This window comes from Alteromonas sp. H02, from assembly GCF_059682525.1.
On record NZ_CM185021.1, the window covers coordinates 2,624,506 to 2,650,642 of the forward strand.

Sequence of the window (26,137 nt, forward strand, 5' to 3'; positions counted from 1 at the left end):
TTCTTATCAACTTTGCGCATTAAGCGCTCGCTGTCTTTCATTTCCAGCCTCTTCGAGGATCATTTTTGCCCCGCGCAACACAACGCACGAAACTATCACACCGATAACCAGATCAGGCCATCGAGAATCGAGCCAAAACACCAAAACGCCAGCAAAAATAACGCCTAAGTTGGCAATCACATCGTTGGCTGAAAATATCCAGCTTGCCCGCATATGCACTTCTTCATTTCTTTGTTTGCGTATGATCACAAGACAAATGACATTAGCAACCAGTGCAACTGCCCCCATAGCCATCATTAATCCTGATACAGGTTCGCTACCGTAAATTGACCGTCTTACAATATCAATGATAATCAACAGACCCAATGCCATCTGAAAAAAGCCGCTAATTCTAGCCGCATTCGCTTTGTGCAATAGCGATTTACCAATAGCATAAAGGGCAACACCATAGACAACTGCGTCGGCGAGCATATCAAGTGAATCGGCTATTAATGCGGTTGAATCAGCAAGCAACCCGATCCCCATTTCTATAACAAACATTGTCGCGTTTATTCCCAAAAGCCAATACAAAACCTGTCGTTGAGACTGGTCTTTTATTTCAACTTCGCACCCACATCCGCTCATTGGAAACACACTCTTTACTGATGAATAAAATGAGTATAAAGTCTATACTTGGTATAGAGTCAACGGTTAGGAGAAAAAAATGAAAATTGGTGATGTCGCAAAGACGACAGGTTGTAGTATTCAGACCATTCGTTTTTATGAAAAGAAGGGGCTCTTGCCTGAGCTTAAGCGCTCAAGTGGAAATTATCGTGTCTACGACAAGGGGACTATTGAACAACTCCTGTTTATCAAACAGTGTCGTTCATTAGATATGTCTATCATGGAAGTAAAAACGCTAATGGACAGTCGTTCGAGGCCAGATCAGAGCTGTTCAAATATCAATACGTTAATAGCTAAGCATTTATCAGACGTCATTATTCGCATTGAAGAGCTAAACGCATTAAAGTCATCACTCGAAAATATGGCGTCAAAGTGTGATCAAAACAAAACCATTAGGGACTGTGGCATTTTAAATTATTTACACACTTAAAAGTGTAAGAAGCACACAGTTTCACTGTGCGCACTCGCCTTAACGTGTATCTATCGGCTAACATTCTTCATGCGTATAGATTTGTGAAGCAAAAAACACTAGCCTGAACTTTTGATTCTGAGGCAGCTATGCATATTCATTTGTGGCCCTACAAAGCGATTACATCGGAGTCAGTCCTGACAATAATGTTCATGCACATCATGCTGTCCAAATTTGCATTAGTTTAGACAAAGACATCTCGGTTCAAGATTACAGAGCACAAAGTATTCACACCGGACAATGTATTGTGATTTTCGAAGATGTCCCTCACAAGGTTTTGGCACAGGATCATCAAATTGTAGTCATCTATTTAGAGCCTGAAGATAGGCAAAACCAACAATTTCTCATTGCCTTACGTCAAGCCAGGAGTAATGGAATTAATACTCTGCCGCTTACTGGCAAAGAATTGGGATCCATTTCTCAGCATCTATTTACTGACGTCGATATCGACAAAGTGTGGAAAACAGTAAATAAAGCGGTAGGGCTAGTCTACAGTCCTCCGCTTTCATCGCGCCCAGAGGATAAACGGGTACGAGCCGTCATCGACATTATTGCTTCGCAGCGAGGTTGTGCAATCGATATGGCGTTTTTATCATCGAAGGTTTTCTTGTCCCCAAGTCGTCTCACACATCTTTTTAAGCAAGAAGTGGGTATACCTATTAGTCGTTTTATTGTCTGGTGGCGTGTGCGCGCCGCAATAGAACAACTGAGTAAGTCAGCAACATTGACTGAGGCTGCCCATGCTTCGGGTTTTTCTGACTTACCTCATATGAGTAAAACGTTTAAACAGCTGTTTGGATTTGCACCTTCCTCGTTATTCAAACCGCACACCATTAAAATTCACAGTAATTAGCCGTTTGATACAAGCCGAATCAAGTTTGACTAGGGAATAATATACGCATCAATAAAAACGCGAATGTGTAAATACTATGAGAACGTTGGTCCAATGGATGTTCAGTCCATTATTTTTTTTAAGCTTTATCTTTGCTGCAACCAGTATTTCCCAAAACACAGGATCTCCAGCTTGGCTTATCCCCCTGCTTTTATTCGCCATCGCCTTATCTTTTGTAGCTGAGAAATGGTTACCATATGAAAAAGCATGGAATACACCGCAGGGAGATTTCGGGCGAGATATAGTGCATGCCATTGTCAATGAAGGCTCTTTGGCTCTCACGGTCGCGTTTATCCCAATAATGACCGCGATAGTGCCCCACTTCAGTATTTGGCCTCACCATTGGCCACTACTAGTACAACTTGGCTTTGCCATCATCGTCGCTGACTTTGGGATAACGATGGCACATTATTTTAGTCATAAATACAAAGTGCTTTGGCGCTTACACGCGGTTCATCATAGCGTTGAACGAATGTACGGGTTCAATGGATTGTTAAAGCATCCCCTTCACCAAGCGATTGAACTAAGTGCAGGTACACTCCCATTACTTTTGATAGGTATGCCCTTAGAAATAGGCGCATTGTTAGGGTTTAGTGCTACCATACAGTTGCTGTTGCAACACTCTAACGTTGATATGCGGCTTGGCCCGCTAAAATATGTTTGGGCTGTTGCCCCAGGTCACCGACATCATCACGTAAAAGACGGTACCAGAGGTGACGTTAATTTTGGGTTGTTTACACATTTATGGGATCACCTCCTTGGCACATTCGTCACCAATTCTAATGAACGACCCTCACCACGTAATGGGGAGCTAGGAATTGGTAGTCAACCTAATTACCCACAAAATTATATCTCGCAGCTTTTTCAGCCTTTTAAGTGAAAGATTTAGCTTTTGGTTTTCTAATCAACTGCTCGACAATTGCTGCTCCAGACTATTATTCATGAGGAATATTACAAACATGTAATCAAACAGTAATAGCAGCGTCATGAGTTAATTACTTATGTTCGGTAGCCTAACTTAACCTGAGCTTCGGATAAGAAGTTAAGAAATCGAAGGAACTAAACGCTCGTTCCCTGATCCGATCATTCGACCAAGAGTAATTGGTCCAAAAAGAAGGAACGAGCGTGAATAAGTTAGTTGAAACCTACTGCGATGTCGATGATTTCTGCCAGTTATTTATCAAGCACTGGCAATGCATGCTGTTAGAGAACGGAGATATCAAGCGTCGCAGAGCCTGCCGCTTATCTCCCGCCGAAGTGATGACCATCATTATCCATTTCCACCAGTCGCATTACCGAGATTTCAAGAATTACTATCTTCACTATGTTTGTCGCCAGCTCAAATCCTACTTTCCAGAGTTATTAAGCTATACGCGGTTTCTTGCTCTGATGCCTGGTGTCGTCGTTCCTATGTGCAGTTACCTAACGTCAAAGCTTGGCGAACCCACCGGAATACAATTTGTCGATTCCACCAAGATAGAGGTATGTCACATCATTCGCGCTAAGAGAAATAAAGTGTTTGAAGGCATTGCCCAGCATGGCAAAGGCACAATGGGCTGGTCGTTTGGATTTAAACTGCATTTGATCATCAATCACCTGGGCGAAATCGTGGCACTGAAACTCACAAAGGGCAACGTGGATGACCGAAAACCGGTGGCAGAAATGGCCGACTCGCTATTTGGTAAACTCTACGGTGACAAAGGGTATATCAGCAAAGCACTATCTGGAGAGCTGTTGGACAAAGGCGTTGAGTTGCTCACAACGGTTCGAAAGAACATGAAGAAAAAGTTCATATCCCTGTGGGACCGGGCTATCTTAAAGAAGCGATTCATCATTGAGACGGTGAACGATCAATTGAAGAATATTTCTTACATCGAACACTCACGACACCGCAGCATGCACGGGTTTATGTTGAATTTGCTCGGCGGACTCATCGCCTACTGTTTAAAAGAAGAAAAGCCATCATTGGACTTGACGTCTCAGGAGCTTGAACTGTTAGAGAGCAACAATCTAATGCTGGCTTAACCAGATCTGAGGTTAACTTAGCAGTTATCGTTATTTCGAGGAAAAACAAATGCAAATTGAGCAATTCAGTGACATTTTAGAGTGGACAGCTAATTACCATAAGGCTCTCGCTGAACAACTGCATTGCTGTTGTAAGAAGACGGATTTGAACAAACTTGTACTCGATTATCTCGCAATGCATGAAAACCACCTAAGTAAGCTGATCTTAGCCTTCAAAAACTTAGGTAAAACCGGAGAATTGGATACTTATTTTGTTGAGTACATAAACGATAAGCCTGACATACCTTTGCTGTGTCCGCCTAACCTAGATGATTGCACTACTTATGAACAGGTCATAGAGCACGTTATGAAACGCCATCAACAAATTATCGAATTATTTTCGTATCTAAGGAAGCAAATGGTCGTTGGGCATCAAATAGAACTACTTGATTCTATTATAGAAACCGAACAACAAGAGATTAAAATAATGGCACATGGTATTAACCGAGCGCACGAATTATAAGCCTTTCATTGGATTCATAAACTATGGAGTGAGGTTGTGAGGAAGCACCAACACAAGTCAAATTACAAAGAAGGAAGTCTCAGTCTTATTGGCGCGGTTGCAATGGGTACAGGTGTCATGATCGGTGCAGGTATCTTTGCTTTGACCGGACAAGTGGCTGAATTGGCCCGCGAGTGGTTCCCATTAGCCTTTATCATAGCGGCAATGATCACATCAGCAAGCGCGTATTCCTACGTGAAGTTATCCAATGCTTATCCTTCTGCAGGAGGGATTGCCATGTTTTTACAAAAAGCTTATGGCAAGGGGACTGCCACTGCGGTTTTCGCATTACTCATGTACTTTTCAATGGTAATTAATGAAAGCTTAGTTGCGCGGACATTTGGTCAATATACCGTACAAATAATTAATACAAAACCCAACGATTGGTTTGTCCCAGCGTTAGGTGTAGCAGTATTGATCTTTGCCTTTTTCATAAACATTATGAGTAACAAGGCTATCCAATCTATTTCATTTGTAATGGGAATCGCCAAAGCTTTAGGATTGGCGGTATTAGCGTCTGGAGGAATATATGCGGCCCAAAGAGGAGTTGTTGACACTTTTGTTCAAACGACCGACGCTTCGATTGTTGACTTTCTGGGGGCCGTCGCGCTAGCCGTATTGGCATTTAAAGGTTTTACTACAATAACAAATAGTGGCGGTGAAATCGAAAATCCACGTAAAAACGTGGGTCGCGCAATAGTCATTTCAATTGCGATTTGTATTTTCATATACCTATTAGTTGCCGCAGCAGTTGGAACAAACCTATCAATCCAGGAGATCGTCGCAGCGCGCGATTATGCATTGGCAGAAGCAGCAAAACCAGCCTTCGGACAATATGGACTTTGGATAACAGTCGGTTTTGCGATAATTGCTACCGTGTCAGGCGTCATCGCAAGTGTATTCGCTGTATCGCGTATGTTAGCGATGCTAACTGACATGGAGCTTGTACCACACAGCCATTTTGGTATGCCAGGAAATATCCAAAAACACACGCTGGTATATACAATAGTCCTTGCTATGACGTTAACGATATTTTTTGATTTAAGCAGAATCGCTTCTTTGGGTGTGATTTTCTATCTGGTGATGGATATTGCGATTCACTGGGGCGTACTAAACTACCTGCGTAAAGAAATTTCTGCCAACCGGTTTATACTGTTAACCGCCATTATATTAGATTTAATTGTACTGATAGCTTTCATCGTCGTTAAGGTGAAAACGGATAGCATCGTAATTTGGACGTCATTAGCGGGCTTGTTTCTGATAATTACCGCAGAGAAGCTTTATCTTAGCCGCAAAAGAAAATGATTTTACTGTTATATAGATAGGTAACTGAGGTCTGCATAACTCTTTTCCACATTCTGATTTTAGTAGAAGTAATCTCACACTAAATTGTAATCCGTATTTTCCGGCGAATGAAAATCGTTACTTTATTCAGCTCATTGATTGATAATTGTAACAGCAATATCACGTATTAAAGAACTTATGGCACAAATATTGGATTGTCTTAGGTAAACCGTAAATATATACTAAGCAAACGGCATAAGCCATCTGACGCTGTAAATGTTATGCGCGGATAGGTAATTTTTACACTGTGTCGAATTGCAGCTATTAAAGGATTGTAAATTTAGATGACTCACGACGACCACACGACAATAGCTTTAAGTACACTTATCAAGTGCTTGATGCTTATTGCAAGTGTGACTTATGGTTCATCTGTATTGGGTTGCGAAAGTGAAGGTACTGGCAACATCTCATCCATGAAGGGAACACCGGAAATTGAACAAGCAAAGCTGCATGTTCAAATGCACATTGAAGATAATGTTGATGAGAGCTGTCATGAGGAGTGCTGCACAGGATCTTGCGATTGTTCTCATGGAAATTGTTTTACAATTTGGCTACTGACCGGCAATTATCACTACAAAATTAAGTCATTTGATTATGTTTTCTCATTATTCGAAGGTGATTTACTACGGTCTCCTCCTTCTAGATTGCTTAGACCCCCAATAGCATAAGCCCGTTCTAGTTTTAACTACGAAAACTCGGTACATGCTCGGTCCGTTTTAACGTAAGCATGTGTCTGAATCTATCCATCAAATTAGAGAACAATTTATGTTAAACCAATTAAATAAAGATAGGCGCAGATTCGTTAAGTCTGCCGCTTTGACATTAGGTGGGACAGCGCTTTTACGTCAAATTTCACCAGCCTGGGCTAATCCAGAGGGCTTATCTCATGCTGGGCAAGAGTTAAAACCAAGTTTTGGAAACAACGTTGTCAGCGGGGAAAACATCGATATGATGATTAGCAGGCAGCACAAGCGTATTGCAAGCGCAGCTGGCCTACCAATTACAATTAATGGTTCGTCACCGGGCCCGTTAGTGCGTCTAAAAGAAGGTCAGCATGTCACTATAAATGTAACTAACAACTTGCTTGAAAGTACGTCAATCCACTGGCACGGATTGATACTCCCTTACACGATGGACGGTGTACCTGGCGTATCGTTTCCCGGTATCGCCGCTGGCAGTACCTTTACCTATGAATTCGATATTGAACAAAACGGTACATATTGGTACCACAGTCATTCAGGTCTTCAGGAGCAGCTTGGGCACCTTGGCCCCATGGTTATTGAACCAAAAGATGGCGACATCGGTGCAGATCGGGAGCACACCATTATTCTCAGCGACTGGACCTTTGAAGACCCTCACGATGTTTTCCGTCACCTTAAAGTTGCTGAGGGCTATTATAATTATCAGCAGCGTACAGTCGAAAACACGATTAAAGATATAAAGAGCCAAGGACTGATCAATACGGTCAAAGAACGAGCAATGTGGTCTCGTATGCGCATGAACCCAAGAGACATACTCGATGTAACCGGCGCGACCTATACATACCTGATGAACGGCCGTGACCCGCAAACAAACTGGACTGCATTGTACAAACCCGGAGAAAGCATACGCCTTAGGCTTATTAACGGGTCAGCAATGACCTATTTTGATTTCCAAGTTCCAGGGTTGGATCTGACAGTTGTTGCAGTAGATGGTCAGCCTGTTAAGCCAGTAACAGTAGGTGAAATACGGATCGCTGTTGCAGAGACCTATGATGTCATCGTAAAACCCAAAGATACTAAAACCTATACCATTTTTGCACAAAGCATGGACAGAAGTGGCTATGCCAGAGGCACATTGGCAACATCTGTCGGCAAAGAAGCAAGTATCCCGGCACTTCGCCCAATGCCTGAATTAGGTATGGACGCTATGGGGATGTCGGGAATGGCTGACATGGATTCAATGGACGCTACGAACAACAAGGAGACTTATGGTGGCCAAGAAAATCACGGTCCTAATCATTCGATGGCAGCGATGCAAAACAAGGTAGTTCCTGTGGACGGAATCCCTATTACGCACTCACCGGACGGTCACGGACCAGGTGCGTCTATGATTGCCAAAAATCCGATCAGCCGACTAGACGACCCTGGAATAGGGTTTGATGGAGTTTCTCACAAGGTACTTGTTTATTCAGACCTTACAGGTGCCAAGCAGTGGCCAGATAACCGTGAACCAACACAAACCATCGAACTGCATTTGACCGGTAACATGGAAAGATACATGTGGTCTTTTGATGGAAAAAAATTCACTGAAGTGGATAAGCCAATTCACTTTAAGTACGGGGAACGCGTGCGTCTCATTCTTGTCAATGATTCGATGATGTATCACCCCATCCATCTTCACGGTATGTGGATGGAGCTGGAAAATGGTAACTCCCCTTCCCCTCGTAAACACACGATCAGTCTCAAACCGAGCGAAAAAGTCTCTTTACTGATCAACGCTGACGCACCTGGCAATTGGGCATTTCATTGTCACCTTCTATATCACATGGACGCTGGTATGTTCCGCGTTGTAAACGTTTCTTAAGGAGTATCTTCATGAATTTGCGAATTATATTTGGACTAATAATACTTACCGCTACACTTCGCACTGTCGCACAAGAAACGCCTGAAAGCTGGCCATCGCCGGTCAAAGACACACTTAATGGTATTGTTCTATTTGACAGGCTAGAAGTAGCGCGCAACAACCGTGAGGAGAACATCGCGGTTTGGGATATGATCGCATGGTATGGAGGCGACACGTACCGTCTTTATTTTAAAAGTGAAGGTGAAAATAAACAAAACGATGGTGAACCAACCGACATTGAAAGAGCTGAATTGCTTGCTAGTCGCTTAATTGCACCCTTTTGGGAGATTCAGGTTGGAATTGGCGCCCGTGGCGAATTGACGAGTGACAGTAATATGGAAAATTATGCTGTTATTAGTCTTTTTGGAATGGCACCCTATCAATTCGAAGTAGATAGTTCACTTATTATTAACGAAGAAGGTGATGTCAGTGTCTCAATGGAAGCCGAGTATGACTATCGCATTTCACAAACCTCATATTTGCAACCGCGAATATCACTCTCTGCTTCACTTTCTGAGTCAGAACGGTTTGATAGACCTTCTGGGTTTAATTCAATTCGTGTTGGCCTTCGCTATCGAATGGAGGTCTCACGGGAATTTGCCCCGTATATTGGTGCCTATTGGTCTAGAGCTTTGGGAAACTCAGCGGATAATCTACGTGGCCTAGGCGATCCTGTGCATGAAGCAGGTGTGGTTCTCGGTGCCCGAGTGTGGTTCTAATGTCTGAATTATCCCAACAGTTTACGGCGTTACTGATTCAGTTGTCAGTCGCATTACTAAGGCGTGTTGATCTTTCGTGATTAGTTTTTGAGCGGCATGATAAAGAGTTGTAATTTGTTTCGCCAAAAATAAACTAACAACTCAATATCATGCCGAGACTAATGCTAACTGATAAACGGTGGCAAAAGCTACTTCAAGTAATGAAAAGCACGGGCCGCATTTATAATAAACCAGAACACAGAATGACGTTTGAAGGGATACTCTTCCGGCTGAGAACCGGAATTCCGTGGCGTGATTTACCAACAGAGTTTGGTGATTGGAGTGCTGTTTATCGCCGGTTTAATTTGTGGTCGAAGAAAGGTTTATTAAACATGTTATTCAATGCAATGAGTTAGCAAAACTCTCTGATTACGATTGGGTCTTTGCTGACGGCTCTATTGTTAAAGCTCACCAGCATTGTACCGGAGCGGCTACTGAGGATAGTGAATGTATAGGAAAGAGCCGAGGTGGTAACTCCACAAAAATACATTTAGCCGTGGATAGTGGTGGGCTTCCAATTTATTTTGAACTATCAGGGGGCCAGAGAAATGACATTGCTCGGGCTCAAAGTCTGGTTGACCATTTAAGGGAAGTAAACATTTTCGTCGGTGACAAAGGCTACGATAGTGACACATTGAGGAAATATATCGAAGCCAAAGGGGGGACTTCAGTCATACCCAAACGCAATTATGGCCAGGATATAGACAAAAGCAGTGTCGATTGGTGTCTATATAAGTATCGGCACTTAGTAGAAAATGCATTCGCACGAATAAAGCATTATCGTGCAATATCAACTAGGTATGAAAAATTAGCGAGGAATTATGCCAGTATGGTTTCACTGGCATTTTCGATGATGTGGTTGCCGATGTATTGCTGAGTGAAATATGTACAGCAAAGATCAACAAGCCTTAGGGAAACTGCGAATAAGTCCTGCAGTTTAACGCTCAGTTAAGCCGCAGCATCACCTGCCTAATTTTTAAACTCTAATTTTGCAGTTTAGGCCAATATGCCGCCGTTTTAGGCAGGATTTTGGCCTTATTTCGGGCTATTCCCGGATTCTAGACAGATCTTGGCTGTCGTCGCAACATCTGGTCAACTTTAAACACGTTCGCCAGAGTGAATAACATAGCCAATTGACTGTCGTTTTTCACCAGTCCCTTATAGCGAGCTTTGATAAAACCAAATTGGCATTTGATGATGCGAAACGGGTGCTCAACTTTTGCTCGGATGCTGGCTTTTAAATATTCGATGTTGATGGCCGTTTTGTTTTTGCGGGGATGCTTTTTCAGTGCCCGAACTTTTCCAGGACGCTCAGCAATCAGCCATTCCACATCCTTTTCTTTAAGTTCTTCACGCTTCTCTGCGCCTTGATATCCAGCATCGCCAGAGATGAATTCCTCATCGCCATGCAACAGGTTCTTCATCTGATTCAGGTCATGTTCGTTGGCGGCGGTGGTCACCAGCGTATGGGTCAGGCCGCTCTTGGCATCCACACCGATATGGGCTTTCATACCGAAGTACCACTCATTACCTTTCTTGGTCTGATGCATATCCGGGTCACGTTCATTCTTTTTGCTTTTAGTGGAGCTGGGTGCTTCAATAATCGTGGCATCCACCAGTGTGCCCTGCGTCATCATCACACCGCAGTCAGACAGCCATTGATTAACCGTTTTGAATAATTGGCGAGTCAGCTTGTGTTTTTCCAGCAAGTGCCGGAAGTTCATAATGGTTGTGCGGTCAGGAATGGCTTTATCCAGTGATAGTTGCGCAAATTGACGCATCGAAGCAATTTCATATAATGCATCTTCCATGGCTTCATCACCGAGGCTATACCATTGCTGCATACAATGAATGCGAAACATGGTCTCAAGCGCGTACGGACGTCTGCCATTGCCAGCTTTAGGATAAAAGGGTTCAATCACTTCCAGCAGTTGAGGCCACGGCAGCAGTTTATCCATTCTGGATAAGAATATCTCTTTACGAGTCTGGCGGCGCTTGCTGGAAAACTCACTATCGGCAAAAGTTAACTGTTGGCTCAAGGGCGGTAATGGCTGTGATTCACTATGCAGCTATGATCTCACATTCAGGACTTATTCGCATCTTCCCTAATTCTTTTATTACTTATGATTTACTAGCGATGCGCAGTGTGCGATACGGTTACGTTTATCCATTTGCGGAAGCGTTCGCTGGGATTGGTATGCTTGCCGGAATATCAGGCTATGTCGTTGGCCCCGTATCTCTCTTTATTGGAACCATTGGTGCAGTATCGGTATTTAAAGCTGTTTACGTAGATAAACGCGAGTTGAAATGCGCTTGCGTCGGCGGAGACAGTAATGTTCCCCTCGGTTTTGTTTCGCTTACTGAAAATTTGTTTATGATTGGTGCTGGAATTTGGATGCTTTATCAAGCAATTGGAGCTTAAACATTGGGTGTTGCTCTAACACCTATTGATGAAGCCACAATCACTTTCCAAATTGCTCTAAAATACTTTATGCGCCCATTTGCCCGCAATGGGAAAATAGGCGCTTCCAGCGGCCAAAATTTGCCACGTTTTTAATCGTCACTCTTTGTCGAGAATGCTTTGAAAGCTTTTTCTAGCGAATCTTCAAACTTCTCTTTGTTACAACCCCCGTCTTCACTTTGTTTGGTTTCGTTGTCTGTTGGTTTAATGGCTTGATTTGGCGTGTTCGTGACTTGGAGTAAATCGGTATTTAGCATCGTGGAAACCCTTCTGTTCGCGTTGATCTCATTAAAAACTGGTGTGCCGGATAACACACACATTATCTAAAGCAAATAACAGGCCAAATTTCCATGTTAACAAATGTTTGGGGTTAACCCGAATGACAGTAAACTGCACTGAGAACGAATGCTTTCTATGTAGCTTTTCAAGGCATCGTCTACCGACGCTATGTCACGAAAACATATATCAATCGCTTTATCTACATGTGGACGAGATTGGATACTTGCAATAACCTGATCTCTATCACCACACATCATAAGCAAACGGATAGCCTCTTCCAACAGGAGCATATGGCAACCTTCCATTGCTAATACACCGTTATGTTGCATTCGGTTAACCGCCTTTAAAGCTCGTTTATCACCCGTAAAAAGGTTTGATGGTTTGTTTTCTTGAGCGCCAAACGTGAGAATAAGATCTCCTGCGTCAAGGTGAGGGGTACGAAGTTGTGCAATAACATCAAGGGCTTGCTCGTCGGAGATTGTGACAGGTTCGCTGTGAGATACAAAATAAAGAATACTTTGTATGTGCGCCGGTTCGAATCCCATTTCATTCTTACTATGATCCACAGTGCTAATATCCTGTTTTAATTAACCCGAATCCTGTTTAAGAAATTGAACTAAATGCCGGTTCCAAGATCCGATCTTTCGACTAAGAAAATTGGACCAACCAAGGAACCGGCATGAAGAAGTTAGCTGAATTATTTTGTGATGTCGATGATTTTTGCAAAGTCTTTATCCCTCAATGGCAAAAGCAATTGCTTGAAGATGGTACTCGAGTAAGAAGGCGGGAGTGCCGTATGTCAATGAGTGAAATGATGACCATTATTATCGGTTTCCATATGTCACATCATCGCGATTTTAAGAATTACTATTTGGGATATGTGAAGGCCTTCTATCGAAAAGACTTTCCTGAACTGCTCAGCTATACGCGCTTTTTAGAAGTAATGCCTCGTACCATTGTACCCATGTGCGCATACTTTAGTTCACTTAAGGGAAAGCCTACAGGTATTGAATTCATTGACTCTACAAGTCTTAAGGTGTGCCATAATATTCGAATACCCCGACATAAAACCTTCGATGGTATTGCCCAACGAGGAAAAGGCACTATGGGCTGGTTTTATGGCTTTAAGTTACACTTGATAGTGAATCATCTCGGTGAAATTGTGGCGGCAAAAGTGACGACGGGTAATGTACACGACACAAAACCCGTCGAGGAATTAGCGCGACATTTACCGGCTAAATTGTACGGCGACAAAGGCTATCTGAGCAAAGCACTCGAAGCCAATTTATTTGAAAAGGGCGTTGAGCTTATCACTACGGTTCGCAAAAATATGAAAGCAAAAGCGATGTCTTTATGGGACAGAGCGATGCTCTCAAAACGCTTCATTATTGAAACAATCAACGACCAATTGAAGAACATTTCATTCATCGAGCACTCAAGACATCGCAGTATGAATGGTTTTACACTCAATCTGATGGCAGGCTTGGTCGCTTATTGCCTCAAGAAAAACAAGCCATCCCTGAATATTAGTGATGTTGAGCGGAATTCAATGGTCGTTGCTTAAGCCGATCTCGGGTTAATTAGTGCTGATTGGTGAAGTCCAACATAAAGTTGCTCGATTCGCGCTACGCTATTTCTTTCTATTGCTTTGCCCGGGTGGGACACGATGGCAGCTCCAGGGTTTATGTTTCGCATTTTCACGAATGTTTTCGTCAACGAATTGGTAGTAGCCTTCTTTCATCTTTGTCCAAAAGTCATCAGAAATGTCTGCACCGTGTGCACGAATGATTGTCTCAATGCCATCTAAATTGCAGTGGGTCGCGTCATAGCCGATATGCAAAGTGTTTTTGGCTTCTTCAAATGAAACGGCATCAATACCAAAGGTCCCATCAATTTCAGCAACAATTGCTAATAAATTACCGTCGGTAATGCCGGTTAACTTCAAATGCCGTACCACTAAATTAGCCTCAGAAACGCCCACTCTGTGATCTAAATCGCTCATACTTTTCTCCTATAAATTAATTACCTACACAGTTATGTCAGTCACGTCACTAATTACTTAAAACGCTATTGGCATTAACCACTTGCTGCATTAACGATTGTAAAACTGTCATTCTTTGTTCTATTAACAACAAATGTTCATCTATCGAGTTCCCCATCACAACAATGTCGCTTGCTGATATGCCGCTTTCGATAAGAACAAGACTTCTTTGCAGGCCTTTTCTATATGTCTCTTTTAATAGTATCTTTTGTTCAGTATTAGATTCACTTTGGATCCTCTTCTCAATACTCGTTAAGTAGGTATCCATCATCTTCATATGCTCAACAATCAACGTTTGCCTCTCAGAAACGTCATTGATCCGTTGGATGCGTTGCATTAATGCATCCATGACGCGCTCGTTACTGCGTAACATCTCATCGGCACTCATGGATGTCTGAGCACTCGTAAAGGTAGCGGATAAAACGCCTGCGACAAACAATATTGAAACTAATGCTTTCTTCATTTTGTAATCCTTACACGGGGCTTGAAACGTTTGAATTGAGAAATCGTGGGAACCAACCTGGCGTGGCTTGCTTATATTGCCTATAGGTATCACCAAACTCAGTTTCGGCGTGCTGCTCTTCGCGTTTGGCCAGTCGAACATAGACAACAATGAGAATGGGAAACATGAGCAAAGTGGGTAGTGTTGGCCATTGCAGTAAAAAGCCAAACATGATCACAATGAAGGCAACATATTGGGGATGCCGACAACGTGCGTACCAACCGCTGGTCGCTAAACTGCTCGTTTTTTGCGCGTGATGCAGGACATTCCACGAAGCAGATAAAACAAAGAATCCTAAAACGATGAGAACATTACTCAAGATGTGCAGTACATCCCAATGCGCATCGCCAGATAACCCCAACAGTGTATGCCACAAGTGACCATTTTCGTGACTTAAAAAATCTACGCCTGGGTAACTTTCGGCTAACCAACCGGACAAAAAATAGATGGTAAGCGGGAAACCATACATTTCAGTAAATAACGCCACGATAAAAGCGGAAAATACGCCTAAGCTTCGCCAGTCTGTTTTTGACTTCGGCTTGACGAAACTAAACGCAAAAAAGATAAATATTGCGGAGTTAATGATGACTAACGTCCAAAGCCCATAATCTGATTCACCGTGCATTGTCGCTCTCCGTTTTACGTCTTTCCTTGCGTGCCTGCTCTAACCCTTCGATATAACCTTGTCTGTATTGATCATTGTCTTCGGTTTGCTCTTTAAATGTTTGCTCGTCGTTAGTATGTGTCTCATGCCCTTTACCATGACTTCCGTGCATAAAGATATGCATCACTGGGCATAGCAGCAGGATCAAGTAAGGTAGATAAGGGAAAACATGTTCACCATGCTCGACAAACAAGAAATAGCTTGCCGCCGCTATAAGTCCGATGGCGGACCAACCACTGGGGGTGCGCCAAAAAGGTAATTTTTGTTTATTCACAATACACCTCGCTTTTGTGTCGTTTAAGTTTTCAGAAAACGGTAAGTCACTTGATCACCAAAGTGCCACGGTACATTTGCATCTGACAATGAAACGGATAGCGACCTGCCTTTTTGGGGGGAATAGTGACCATCACACGCTTGTTAAGCACTAATGTTTCACTGATCTCCAACTCGGGTATTAGTAGTGTTTCCGCACAGGGGGTCGCATCTTCTCTATAGAACATCAGTTGTACAGACTCATTCGCGGGCACTGTGATATTGGCAGGTTGATATACGCCATCTTTCACGCGGACTTCGATGCTGCCGTCTCGTACTTCAGTTGACTTTGTTTGGTAAAGCCAAAACCACCAAACAATAAGCCCAATCACGACTAACCCTATCAAATTAATCCACATCATCTTTAGGTTCTCCTAGTGCTCTTTAGCTTTGAATAAACGTAATCGATTCGCGTTGGTCACTACCGTTAACGACGAGAATGCCATCGCTGCACCGGCAATTACTGGGCTAAGTAGTAAGCCTAAAAATGGATAAAAAACACCTGCAGCAAATGGGATCCCCGCGACGTTATAGATAAATGCTCCGAAGAGATTCTGCTTTATGTTTCTCAGCGTTGCCTTACTCACTGCAATCGCATCCGCTAACCCATGTAAGGAGCCTCGCATCAACGTGATATCTGCACTTTCTATTGCGACATCAGTGCCTGTTCCGATAGCAAATCCGACGTTGGCATGGGCTAAGGCGGGCGCATCATTGATCCCATCGCCGGTCATTCCGACGATTTCACCCTCACGTTGAAGTTCGAGCACTTTGTTTGCTTTATCTTCTGGCATCACTTCAGCAACGTAATCAACAATCCCCGCCTTTCGAGCAACGGCTTTTGCAGTCATACGATTGTCCCCCGTCAACATCACCACACGTATTCCGTTGTGCTGTAGGCGGTTAATCGCATCTATTGAGTCTGATTTTATTGGATCGGCAACAGCAATGACGGCAACTAATTTTGAATCAATCGCGAAATACATTGGGGTTTTAGCCTCTGCGGCCAGCCTCTGCGCTTTATCAACGTAATGATGAAGTTCTATTGATTTTTCTTTCATCAATTTTTCATTGCCAAATAGCAAACGCTGAGAATTCAGTGTTGCCGCTACGCCCTTCCCTGCAATGGACTCAAAATCAGTCACCGAGTGGATCGGCACACCTTGCTCTTTCGCTGATTCAACGATCGCCATTGCGAGTGGGTGTTCGGAACCCGACTCCAGGCTTGCAGCTAACGAAAGCACGTCATCTTGATTGTGAGCTGACGCAATAACAACGTCGGTAACTTTAGGCGCCCCCTCTGTTATGGTGCCGGTCTTATCTAATACCATTGTGGTAATTTTCGAAGCAGATTGCAGCGCTTCACCGTTGCGGATAAGTACGCCTGCTTCAGCCGCCTTGCCAACCCCCACCATGACCGACATCGGCGTGGCTAAACCTAATGCGCAAGGACATGCAATAATCAGTACCGTGGTTGCTGACACGATTGCGAAGGCAACCTCGGGAGCCGGACCAAAATTGAGCCACGCTAGTGCGCTCATTACGGCAATGATCATAACAACCGGCACGAAATAGGCAGAAATAACATCTGCCAATCGACCAATAGGTGGTTTTGAATTTTGTGCACGTTTTACCATGTTGATGATCTGAGCTAGCGCGGTGTCTTTTCCCACGCGTTCTGCCCGAAAGACGATAGAGCCTGATTTGTTGATGGTACCGGCCACAACCTCATCGTCTTTTCGCTTCTCAATTGGCATAGGCTCACCCGTTAGCATTGATTCATCAATACTGGTTTGGCCCTCGACGACTACACCATCCACAGAAATGCGTTCTCCGGGTCGAACCCGGATAAGATCATTGAGCAAAACATCTTCAATAGGAATATCAATATCATCGCCATCTCGGATGACACGTGCAGTCTTGGCTTGCAAGCCTATCAGCCTTTTAATGGCCTCTGAGGTTTTACCGCGTGCTTTGATCTCAAGGGCCAGGCCTAAATTAATTAGGCCGATGATCATAGCGGTTGCCTCAAAATAAACATGTCGTGCCATTTCAGGGACATAGCCCGGGAAGAACACAACTGTCATCGAGTACAACCAGGCGGTTCCTGTACCCAAGGCTATCAAAGTATCCATATTGGCCGAATGATTTTTAAACGAATTCCATGCACCCACATAAAAATGACGACCAGAGAACACCATGACACCTAATGTCATGAGCCCAATAATCAACCATACAATTCGCTCCGTGGTCGTGTTGACGCTCATTTCCCCGGTTACCAAACCATAGATCATGAGCGGTACTCCAAGCGACAATGCGATGACCATGTGTCGCATTAGCTTTTTATAATAAGCCCAATCCGCTTGCTCTTTTTCTTCAATGGCAGCCTCATCAGAATCGGCATTTGCCAGCGTTGCGTTATACCCAGCTTCTTCTACCGCACCAACCAGTTCGCTTGGTGAGGCATTACCATTGATAAGCACTGTACGCTGTGCAAAGTTCATTTCTGCGCCGGTGACGCCTGCGACTTGTTTTAAGGCTGTTTCAATTTTAGTGACGCAACTGGCACAACTCGCCCCTTGAATATTAAGTTGTATCTCGCCTGCTTCGGAAGACACCTGTCTGGTCTGCGTTTTAGTGTCAACCGCTTCGTTCGCCGTTGATGTTTTATCGCCGCCACTACAACACCCATGTGCTTTCGCACTGTCTGTTTTAGAATTCATGAACCACTCCCTATTTAAACCTTGTTATGACTTAAGCGCTGTGAAACCTTCAATTAAATGGCATATCGTATCGGCCGTTGGAGGTTGATCGGGTTTGTTTTGCCACTCTGAAGTGGCTAAGCGCATGCGCTCTCTAAGTTCATGCATGTCCTGATACCGCTGTTCAGTCTCTTTCAACCTCTTTTCAATAAGACGCCTTACCGTTGGACACGGCGCATTGGTTTGTGAAGATGTAACTAGGATCTCTTTAATATCATTGACCGAAAAACCTAAGGCGCGCGCACTTAAAATGAACCGCAGTCGCGTCACATCCGCCGGCCGATAATACTTGTATCCATTGTGGGATTTATTTGGGACCAAAAGTCCAATGCGCGTATAATAGCGCACGGTATCAACGCTAATATCTAGTGCATCTGCTATTTGTTTTACCCGCATTTTAACCCCCCGTCTTTATCAACATTGTTGTGCCGGTAAAACACGCCTTTAATCCTATGTTTTACTCTCACCTTCACACGATAAACCTGTGAGCCGCTCACAGGTCAACACCTAAACCTTCAACAGATCCGTGGAAGTGGCTCATCTTCAAGCTCACTCATGAAGCGTCGCCCTCCCATTGGCGTAATAATCGACACGCGGCCCTTTAAGCCTGTATTTTCCGTAATGACACCAATATGTTGGGCATTTTCACCGTTTTTTATACCCCGCCAATGAGTGAGTACTTCGCTGCTAATATCGGGACTAACAATTGCAATAACGCGTCCCTCACAAGCCAAAACGAAAGGATCAAAGCCTAGAATGTCACACACGCTTGCGACCTCTGGACGCACCGGAATGTTATTTTCAATTAGCTCGATATTGAAACCCGTTTCAGTTGCCACGTCATGGAGTAACACTGATAGTCCTCCACGCGTTGGGTCTCGGACAAAACGAACGCCTTCTAAGTCTCTGATTGCATTGACTAACGGGAAAACGCTGGCACAGTCGGACTTTAATTGGCCATGCAACCCATAGTCCTCACGCGCCAGTAATACGCAAGCACCGTGATCGCCAACAGAGCCACTGACAAGTACATGATCGCCCGGCCTTATAAGACTCGTATCCCAAATTGGTGTTTCTTGGCTGTCACCCACACCCGTTGTATTGATATAAACGCCACCACCGAATCCCTTTGGAACGACTTTAGTATCTCCCGTTATTATGGACACATTGGTTTCTACAGCAGCTTGATGCATTTTATGGACAACCTCCTTGAGAGCCGTCATCGAAAAGCCTTCTTCAATAATGAATGCAGTACTGATATACCGAGGGGTCGCGCCAACGACAGCCAGATCATTCACGGTACCGTAAATACTTAATGCCCCCACATTGCCACCTGGAAATGTGTAAGGTGAGACAACGAAGCTATCGGTTGTCATACTCAGAAAGGGACCGGCGAAGGTTACCGAAGCCGCGTCGTGTAGCAGATCTAGTTCTTTATTGGCAGTATTTTTAAACACATCATTAATAAGTTTTTTGGTCAATATTCCACCATTGCCTTGCGCTAACCGAATAGTATCGGTGTCCAACGGTTCTGATGATGCTCGATTATTACGCTCTATGCCTTTCATGATGATCTCCTTGAGCAATATTCGTGAATTTGCCCGACACTTATTGCTGCATCGTTTAAAGGTAAACTGCTTGGGATAACAACAGGAATGTCTGATTGTGCAAAACGTTCAGCTAGGCCATCGCATAAAATGCGGTTTTGGAAGACGCCTCCGGCCAAACCAATATGTTTGAAATCATACTTTTTGCGACAACGCTGGGTTAACTCCCACGCAGTTTCAATGAGTGATGCGTGAAAATTTGCGACGCGAACTGCTGGCGAACATGTTTTTGCGGATTGCATTAGCCTCTGTCCTCTATTAACTGTGCTGTGCTGGTATCGACCAGCCAATCACAAAGGATAAGGAAACAACAATCGCGCAAAGACCAAGCAATTGAAGCGATTTGAAGCGTTGTTCTTTGGGGCGCAGTAGTACTAGCTTGAATGCGATGAGTGTTTGTATAAGGTAATACAGTGCAAATCCCTTTGACGCGAGATTAATGATTTCAAATACGTTGGATGACCAAACTAATATGCCTGCAATCGCGATGACAAGAACATAATAAAACTGAGGAGATATAGGTAAATGGAAGAGTTCTTTTAGCAAACCACCGCCACCGATGGTATCGGCTAATGCGGCACTTAACTGGCTTGCCGTCGCGGCCACAAGTAATAATATCGGCAATACCCAAATGGCTTGACCCAGGGTATAACTAATGGTTGTTTCATTCAGTTCGGTTATCGGAAAATCGAGAAAAATGGGACAGGTTAAACCAATAAAAACAACGTAAAGGAAAATGGCAATCCACTGGGCATATCGTCCCGCTTTAATACGCTGCTCTGCATTATAGCTATTGCCCATAAAACGCGTGGTTTCGAACCCTTGTGTCACCATGAGCATACCGGCAAGCATGCTAAGGGTTTCAAAATGGCTGAGGGATTGTATCGCCTCATGTTTAAACCACGCACTTTTTACTTGTATATCGTAAGTTGCTAGTGCTGTTAGTACACCAATAATAATCGCCAACTTAATTGTGACTGCGAATAACTCGATGGTTTCCAATCCTCTTGCACCACGAAGCCAAGCGACCAACATAATGATGACAAGCAGCCCACTGGTAAACAATTTAATGAGTGTTGTATCAGCGATAGCCAAGCGGTCAAAGACAAATGCGGCAAACAAGCTAATGTAAAACGCCACAGAAATCGCATAGGCAGCGCCAAGTGCCCATTGACTGGCTTTCTCAAGCGTTGCGATACTGCCGTGGGGATTGCGAGCAAGCTCAGGCTCTGCGTGACGTATATTGAAGCGAATGACCGAACCCAACGTATATGCCAGAATGGACAACAGAATAATGCCCAGCAGCGCCCATTTGCCCATCACCGAATGCAGCAGTGGTGCAATGATCAAAAAGCCACTGCCAATTATTGAAGCCAACGGGGTGACTGTTGCTCGCCATTGGACAGATTGTCGTAGGCGAGGCAGAAACAATACTATTGCTACCAACAGTGAGGTTGCCAGCGCAATGGAATTTGTGATCACAGTTTCACCCCCTTAATGATGCTTGTACCAGCCGGCACGCTTAATATCGTTCCAGGAAGTCGATTGATGACAGGCATAACACGCCTCCACTTTGGCTTTTGGCTCGCCAGCGACTTTGGCGGAAATCATTTTAAAATGTTGCATGTAGTGACTGGGCGGCGCTTCATGACATTGATTGCAATCACGAGATTGACTCGAGGGGTGAATAAACGTCGGCAGTGACCACTTGTCTGTACTGTGGCATTGCACGCAATCCTCTCCGAACAACGTAAAGTGGCGATCATCGTTGCTGTGGCACTGTGAACAATTCAATAATGCTTCTTTATCACTGACGTCGGGATGCACAAATAGGGGATCAGCCGTTTGCTTATTCGCTAGAACATTTTCTAAAAAAGCCATCGTGGCTGCGCCTTCGTCAAACGGCACGTTTGGGTTGGGGAGCATATTGAACCCAATATCGACCAATGCAATATGGTTCATCAGTGAAATCTTAGCATCCTCACCTTGATGCTCAGTATGACAACTAGCACATTCTGTTATGTCGGCGTGAAACGCAGTAGGTTGACGCGCGACGATATGCGTATCATTTGCATGACAGGCCACACACTTGTCGCGCTCAACGCCTTCTACTGGCGTGTGACAACTCAAGCAGTCATCCGCCAAAAACGCATGCGCTTTGCTCAGTGAACCAGGCTCTACCATTTGTTCCCATGGAATTTTTGAAAGATCCTCTGGTGTGTGAAAAAAATGGCTAACACCAAAGCCCGCTGCGACTAAGCCCAGAATGACTATTATCCACTTGATCATAACCAGCGTAGTCCAAAGTAAACTTCACTGAAAATGTGAAAGAACAATACGCCATAGAGCGTTATCGAAATCACGATATGAAATTTCAACCAACGAGCAAACCAAGTTTTCGCAGTGTCGTGAATCAGAATGCTGTATTCAACATCAGAAATTGCATCGATAATAGATAGAACCTTACTCTCTTGTCGAAACAGCTTACTTTGCGCTGAAGTAGGTACACTTAAAGCAATGTATGGAATGTGTCTCGCTGATGTTTGGGCGAAAGTCGAATATCTTACGTCGCAGACCGCGTCTTTTAGAGATTGTTTGGCGCTTGAAAGTGCACCTTGGAGTTCGGTCACTTGACGCTTTTTCTCTTTCACATTTGAGGAAATAAGTCCTAGTACATACCGACCAACAAACCCACTGATCACAACGACCATCATAAAGATGATGATGGAGACTCCAGTAGCACTATCAAAACGATGGGCGCTATGGATGAGTGCAAGAATAGGTCCCAATACTCCAGCATAAATATGAATGCGCAGTAGCGTAGGCATGGCTATTTGCTTGGTCACGACTTTCTTAAGTGCTTTGTTGCGTTTAATGATCATGTAAAGCAACGGAATAAACATCAATACCAGCGCAGTCAAACCAACGACAAATCCAGCAAAGCTGCCAGGGAATGCTGGGTCACGGTGCCACACAAACCCTAGCCAAAGTAAGATCATTAAGACCACCAAGCTGCCTACAATGGTTCGTTCTTGACTATTCACTATGCTTCCACCTCCACATCAGTTTTAGGGATGGCTTGACAGGCTAAAATATAACCACTGACCCTATCTTCTGGCTCCAACCCATCATCAACCTCCATATCAACATCGCCGCGCAGTAATTTCACTTTGCAACTGCCGCAAGAGCCTGCCCGGCACGAATTCTCAATATCAACATCAAGTCCATCAGCAACGTCCAATACGGTTTCATCTGTGCCGGCTTGTGCCTGTGCATTTGATAAACTAAATCGCACTTGGCGCGTATTGTTTACAGGCGTGTTTGGGGCGACCTCCGTTTTAGTGGCCGTTTTCTTCGGACTCGCACCACCGAAAGCTTCTGTTTTAATATTCGCTTCAGGCATACCCAATTCAGATAAAATATCCTTGGTTGCATCCATCATTGCCGGCGGCCCACAAATGTGTGCTGTTTTTAATGCTATGTCCGGCACGAATTCATTTATCAATGCCGATGAAAAACGCCCCTGAGGTCCCATCCAAGATGTGCCATCCGCCTGTGTCATACTGACGAGTACTTTCAACCTTGGGTGACGTGCTTGTAGATATTTTAATTCCTGTTCAAAAATAAAATCGTTAGACGTTCGCGTACAAAACAGAAAATAAATGTCACCGTCCCAGCACGTCGTGGTTAAATAACGTACCGCGCTCATCATGGGCGTGATCCCAACCCCCCCTGAAATCAATACAACGCTACTTGCATCTTGACCATTGAAGTAAAACTTGCCGCCAGGCGCTTTAATTGAAAGCGTATCTCCCACATTTACGACGTCATGCATATGACGAGAAACAACACCGAATTCCTCGCGTTTGATGGTGACTTCAAAGTAATACTGCTCAGTGGGTGATGATGCGATGGTGTAAGACCGTTTCACCGGTTTTTCAACACCATCAATCGTGAGCGTAAAAGTCACAAATTGTCCAGGTTCAAAACTAAATGGGATGACTTGACCATCGGCGCTGGCAAGTCGAAACGTTTTAACATCATGGGTCTCATGAAAAATACCGGTGACTTGCATACTGCCACTATAGACACCTTTACGCGGTGACATAGTCGTAGAAGGTAATACATGCGCTGTAGCGGGTATTAAAACAGCGTCAGTCCCTACAGGTGCGTTAGTAGGTATCTCGTTAGGTGATGTTTGCTTAGTGGGCGCAGAAGCGCTTGCGGTCTCAGTGGACCTAAGCTCTTCTAGCAATGCGGCAGCTCTGCGCATTTTAAATCCATAAACATACACCATGACGACAGTGAAGATCAGCAGAACAAGCATCACTGCAGTATGAAACGGCGTCATGCCAAATAGTGTTGAGGAATCATTCACTGGTGAACTGGGTAGCAAATTCATTTGCGATTTAAACCAGGTTAATGCCACTCTTCTGGGATCTTGCCCATCTTGTATTGCCCGTTTTGCCGCAAGACCACTATCAAAATGCGCGATCCCTTCTTTAACGGTCTCAACAGCTACTTGCATTTGGGTATAGTCATCAACGGCTGCGGCACGGGCGAGCGATTCAAACCCGGTAGTCAGTTGTTCACTTCCTTGTTGCATACGCGCCGACGCTTTGCCTAAGATACTATCTCTTTGTTCCGGCGTGGTTGATTGCATCCGCATTAAAGTTGGATAGAGATCTTTAGGTTTAGGCGCTCCCATTTTCTCCATCATTTTATCCATGCCTTTTGCCATACCTGGCCCCATCATTGCGTTGGCATTGCCCGGCTGACCTTTAACTTGGTTGGCTAAAGGCGGAGAATCTGTGCTTGCCGCAACAATCGGCCCATTCGCTGCCTCAGGATGATGACTGGCATGCTCACTATCCTCAGTCTGTTGCTGTGCGTGCGCATTTATAATCACGAAAAAAAGAACGACGTTTAGAATGACACAATAGCGGTGAATGATTGATGCGTGTTTACTCCCCCTAGTCATGACGCATCCTTTTGTTCAGCCGCCCATAGCGCATTTATTTTCGCAATCTGCGGGGGTGTTAATACTGAGACGGCTTTCCCCACCGAAGCAATAAACTGTAGGCGTAGGGTGCTGTTTATGGCCTCTATTTCACTAATGGTGTCTTTAATATTGTCGTATTGAGGCAATCCTTGGGCTGTCAATTCCCACAATAATGCCTCTAATGCACTACGCTGCTGCGCAAGGCTTTTTTGGGAAGACTCCCACTCAGATTGAATCGATAACAACGTTTGATACTGCGTATCTGTTAGTTCTAATGTTGTTGTGTGGTTTAAGAAAAAGGCTTGTTCACCAAGGTGGTAAATATGAGGTGCACTACTCGCACCTGGCAAGCTTATCGTTGATGAAGGTTTGGATATCTCCGGTGTATTTTGTTCAGGAGGCATACCCATCATCGAACTATTTTTCATCATCATCTTACACATCATCCCCATGCAAGACTTTCCGTTCATTGTCATCTTCTTTTTCCCTTTTCCCATGCCCATCTTCATCTTGCTCGTCGCTTTGGGGGGCGTAGATGATTCGTTGAGTTGAGGGCTGGCATCGCTTTGTTTAACGCCGATATTGCTTTTTGATCGCGCTGCCAGTGAGTTGTCTAATGAGCGCAAAGCTGATTGGATCTTTGCAAAGTCAGCCGGTGCTAACTCGGGCGCAGTGTCTGAAGATTGTGTTTCTTGAGATTTTTCTTTCGAACTAGTTTGTTGTGTTACCGCTGAACACGCGGTTGTGAATAAGACACTAGATAATACCAGACTCACAATAGCCGCTAAACGGTAGGTTTGGTGACACTCTCTAATCTTCACAACGGCATGCTCCTATTCAAAAATATCGATTAAAACCCACGATCAAACTCGATCATGTCATAACGTGCAAGTTCGCCATCAAGTACAATAGCCTCTGCAAAATGCTCATCCTTCGTCTTACCTAATCGAATTTTGCCCACGAATTCGCGCGAGTAGCCGTCTTCCCCTTCAGAAATTGCTGTCGCATCAAAAACGGTGCGATAAACATTAAAGACTTGATGTTCTTTGAGACCATCGGTGTCAGAGACACACACCACTACTTGTTTATCATCGACGGTAACAACCTGCCCACTCATGATGTAGTCATGGTATACCTGGCTTGCACAGCCCCCTAGTAGCCCAACAGACAAGACTGCAATTGATAAAAGCTTGATTAATTTGTTCATGTAA

29 protein-coding genes and 1 pseudogene are annotated in these 26,137 nt (G+C 44.2%); 12 read left to right on the top strand and 18 right to left on the bottom strand.

Annotation, left to right across the window (positions count from 1 at the left end; translation table 11 throughout):
- Positions 1–6: 6 nt before the first annotated feature.
- The gene (locus AC566Q_RS12215) at positions 7–624 is read right to left on the bottom strand and encodes a cation efflux transmembrane domain-containing protein (protein ID WP_278346604.1); all 618 of its coding nucleotides are present in this window, start codon (positions 622–624) and stop codon (positions 7–9) included.
- Positions 625–703: 79 nt separating this feature from the next.
- On the opposite strand from AC566Q_RS12215, the gene cadR reads away from it, so the two are divergent.
- The 10 genes and pseudogenes from cadR (at position 704) to AC566Q_RS12265 (ending at position 10,173) form a co-directional block, all read left to right on the top strand.
- Positions 704–1,093: a Cd(II)/Pb(II)-responsive transcriptional regulator gene (cadR, locus tag AC566Q_RS12220; RefSeq protein ID WP_105937005.1), complete on the top strand. Its 390-nt coding sequence runs from the start codon at positions 704–706 to the stop codon at positions 1,091–1,093.
- A 142-nt stretch (positions 1,094–1,235) separates the two neighbouring features.
- Positions 1,236–1,985, top strand: a complete 750-nt coding sequence (locus AC566Q_RS12225; RefSeq protein ID WP_499617059.1) for a helix-turn-helix transcriptional regulator — start codon at positions 1,236–1,238, stop codon at positions 1,983–1,985.
- Between the two features lie 76 nt (positions 1,986–2,061).
- Positions 2,062–2,904, top strand: coding sequence for a sterol desaturase family protein (locus AC566Q_RS12230; RefSeq protein WP_105937007.1), 843 nt, complete (start codon positions 2,062–2,064; stop codon positions 2,902–2,904).
- Positions 2,905–3,149: 245 nt separating this feature from the next.
- Positions 3,150–4,049 (top strand): IS982 family transposase, encoded by a 900-nt coding sequence (locus AC566Q_RS12235; protein ID WP_499607656.1) that lies wholly within the window; start codon positions 3,150–3,152, stop codon positions 4,047–4,049.
- 49 nt (positions 4,050–4,098) lie between these two features.
- Positions 4,099–4,551, top strand: coding sequence for a hypothetical protein (locus AC566Q_RS12240; RefSeq protein ID WP_105937008.1), 453 nt, complete (start codon positions 4,099–4,101; stop codon positions 4,549–4,551).
- 36 nt (positions 4,552–4,587) lie between these two features.
- Entirely contained in the window at positions 4,588–5,895 is a 1,308-nt protein-coding gene (locus AC566Q_RS12245; protein ID WP_499617064.1) for an APC family permease, read from the top strand.
- A 323-nt stretch (positions 5,896–6,218) separates the two neighbouring features.
- The gene (locus tag AC566Q_RS12250) at positions 6,219–6,602 is read left to right on the top strand and encodes a hypothetical protein (protein WP_071980008.1); all 384 of its coding nucleotides are present in this window, start codon (positions 6,219–6,221) and stop codon (positions 6,600–6,602) included.
- Between the two features lie 97 nt (positions 6,603–6,699).
- Positions 6,700–8,499, top strand: coding sequence for a copper resistance system multicopper oxidase (locus tag AC566Q_RS12255; protein WP_105937013.1), 1,800 nt, complete (start codon positions 6,700–6,702; stop codon positions 8,497–8,499).
- An 11-nt stretch (positions 8,500–8,510) separates the two neighbouring features.
- Positions 8,511–9,257 carry a copper resistance protein B gene (locus AC566Q_RS12260; protein ID WP_105937010.1) on the top strand — a complete coding sequence of 249 codons (747 nt, stop codon included), beginning with the start codon at positions 8,511–8,513 and terminating at the stop codon, positions 9,255–9,257.
- A gap of 149 nt (positions 9,258–9,406) precedes the next feature.
- Positions 9,407–10,173 (top strand): annotated as a pseudogene (locus AC566Q_RS12265) (IS5 family transposase).
- A gap of 181 nt (positions 10,174–10,354) precedes the next feature.
- Here the strand turns inward: AC566Q_RS12265 and AC566Q_RS12270 are convergent.
- Positions 10,355–11,335 (bottom strand): IS5 family transposase, encoded by a 981-nt coding sequence (locus AC566Q_RS12270; protein WP_487119507.1) that lies wholly within the window; start codon positions 11,333–11,335, stop codon positions 10,355–10,357.
- Between the two features lie 8 nt (positions 11,336–11,343).
- Here AC566Q_RS12270 and AC566Q_RS12275 point away from each other — a divergent pair, with 8 nt between their 5' ends.
- Positions 11,344–11,718 carry a MauE/DoxX family redox-associated membrane protein gene (locus tag AC566Q_RS12275; protein ID WP_487119505.1) on the top strand — a complete coding sequence of 125 codons (375 nt, stop codon included), beginning with the start codon at positions 11,344–11,346 and terminating at the stop codon, positions 11,716–11,718.
- Positions 11,719–12,110: 392 nt separating this feature from the next.
- On the opposite strand, the gene AC566Q_RS12280 is transcribed toward AC566Q_RS12275, so the two are convergent.
- A complete protein-coding gene (locus AC566Q_RS12280) occupies positions 12,111–12,602 on the bottom strand; it encodes a hypothetical protein (RefSeq protein WP_487119503.1) in 492 nt (163 codons plus the stop codon).
- 113 nt (positions 12,603–12,715) lie between these two features.
- On the opposite strand from AC566Q_RS12280, the gene AC566Q_RS12285 reads away from it, so the two are divergent.
- Positions 12,716–13,600 carry an IS982 family transposase gene (locus AC566Q_RS12285; RefSeq protein ID WP_487119501.1) on the top strand — a complete coding sequence of 295 codons (885 nt, stop codon included), beginning with the start codon at positions 12,716–12,718 and terminating at the stop codon, positions 13,598–13,600.
- Positions 13,601–13,666: 66 nt separating this feature from the next.
- On the opposite strand, the gene AC566Q_RS12290 is transcribed toward AC566Q_RS12285, so the two are convergent.
- From AC566Q_RS12290 to AC566Q_RS12360, 15 genes are all read right to left on the bottom strand, one after another.
- The gene (locus AC566Q_RS12290; RefSeq protein ID WP_013755265.1) at positions 13,667–14,038 is read right to left on the bottom strand and encodes a hypothetical protein; all 372 of its coding nucleotides are present in this window, start codon (positions 14,036–14,038) and stop codon (positions 13,667–13,669) included.
- A 49-nt stretch (positions 14,039–14,087) separates the two neighbouring features.
- Entirely contained in the window at positions 14,088–14,540 is a 453-nt protein-coding gene (locus AC566Q_RS12295; protein ID WP_499617070.1) for a hypothetical protein, read from the bottom strand.
- 10 nt (positions 14,541–14,550) lie between these two features.
- Positions 14,551–15,204: a methyltransferase family protein gene (locus AC566Q_RS12300; protein ID WP_013755267.1), complete on the bottom strand. Its 654-nt coding sequence runs from the start codon at positions 15,202–15,204 to the stop codon at positions 14,551–14,553.
- A complete protein-coding gene (locus AC566Q_RS12305) occupies positions 15,194–15,517 on the bottom strand; it encodes a DUF2933 domain-containing protein (RefSeq protein ID WP_013755268.1) in 324 nt (107 codons plus the stop codon). Before AC566Q_RS12305 ends, AC566Q_RS12300 begins: the two co-directional genes overlap by 11 nt.
- Positions 15,518–15,563: 46 nt before the next feature.
- Complete coding sequence (locus AC566Q_RS12310; RefSeq protein WP_044447459.1) at positions 15,564–15,917, bottom strand: cupredoxin domain-containing protein; 354 nt, start codon at positions 15,915–15,917, stop codon at positions 15,564–15,566.
- Between the two features lie 12 nt (positions 15,918–15,929).
- A complete protein-coding gene (locus AC566Q_RS12315) occupies positions 15,930–18,278 on the bottom strand; it encodes a heavy metal translocating P-type ATPase (protein WP_198033593.1) in 2,349 nt (782 codons plus the stop codon).
- A gap of 24 nt (positions 18,279–18,302) precedes the next feature.
- Positions 18,303–18,713 (bottom strand): MerR family transcriptional regulator, encoded by a 411-nt coding sequence (locus AC566Q_RS12320; RefSeq protein WP_044447457.1) that lies wholly within the window; start codon positions 18,711–18,713, stop codon positions 18,303–18,305.
- Positions 18,714–18,832: 119 nt separating this feature from the next.
- Complete coding sequence (gene hypE, locus AC566Q_RS12325) at positions 18,833–19,885, bottom strand: hydrogenase expression/formation protein HypE (RefSeq protein WP_044447455.1); 1,053 nt, start codon at positions 19,883–19,885, stop codon at positions 18,833–18,835.
- Positions 19,882–20,166 (bottom strand): Kae1-like domain-containing protein, encoded by a 285-nt coding sequence (locus tag AC566Q_RS12330; RefSeq protein WP_241155671.1) that lies wholly within the window; start codon positions 20,164–20,166, stop codon positions 19,882–19,884. Before AC566Q_RS12330 ends, hypE begins: the two co-directional genes overlap by 4 nt.
- A gap of 16 nt (positions 20,167–20,182) precedes the next feature.
- On the bottom strand, positions 20,183–21,406 hold the full coding sequence (locus AC566Q_RS12335; RefSeq protein ID WP_499617076.1) for an Aq_097 family APC-type transporter: 1,224 nt from the start codon (positions 21,404–21,406) through the stop codon (positions 20,183–20,185).
- Between the two features lie 12 nt (positions 21,407–21,418).
- Positions 21,419–22,213, bottom strand: a complete 795-nt coding sequence (locus AC566Q_RS12340) for a multiheme c-type cytochrome (RefSeq protein ID WP_013755284.1) — start codon at positions 22,211–22,213, stop codon at positions 21,419–21,421.
- Positions 22,210–22,968 (bottom strand): hypothetical protein, encoded by a 759-nt coding sequence (locus AC566Q_RS12345; RefSeq protein ID WP_013755285.1) that lies wholly within the window; start codon positions 22,966–22,968, stop codon positions 22,210–22,212. The genes AC566Q_RS12340 and AC566Q_RS12345 overlap by 4 nt, the downstream gene beginning before the upstream one ends.
- Positions 22,968–24,905: a 2Fe-2S iron-sulfur cluster-binding protein gene (locus AC566Q_RS12350; protein WP_499617079.1), complete on the bottom strand. Its 1,938-nt coding sequence runs from the start codon at positions 24,903–24,905 to the stop codon at positions 22,968–22,970. Before AC566Q_RS12350 ends, AC566Q_RS12345 begins: the two co-directional genes overlap by 1 nt.
- The gene (locus AC566Q_RS12355) at positions 24,902–25,747 is read right to left on the bottom strand and encodes a hypothetical protein (RefSeq protein ID WP_105935249.1); all 846 of its coding nucleotides are present in this window, start codon (positions 25,745–25,747) and stop codon (positions 24,902–24,904) included. Before AC566Q_RS12355 ends, AC566Q_RS12350 begins: the two co-directional genes overlap by 4 nt.
- 29 nt (positions 25,748–25,776) lie before the next feature.
- Positions 25,777–26,133: a hypothetical protein gene (locus AC566Q_RS12360; protein WP_499617083.1), complete on the bottom strand. Its 357-nt coding sequence runs from the start codon at positions 26,131–26,133 to the stop codon at positions 25,777–25,779.
- Positions 26,134–26,137 lie beyond the last annotated feature (4 nt).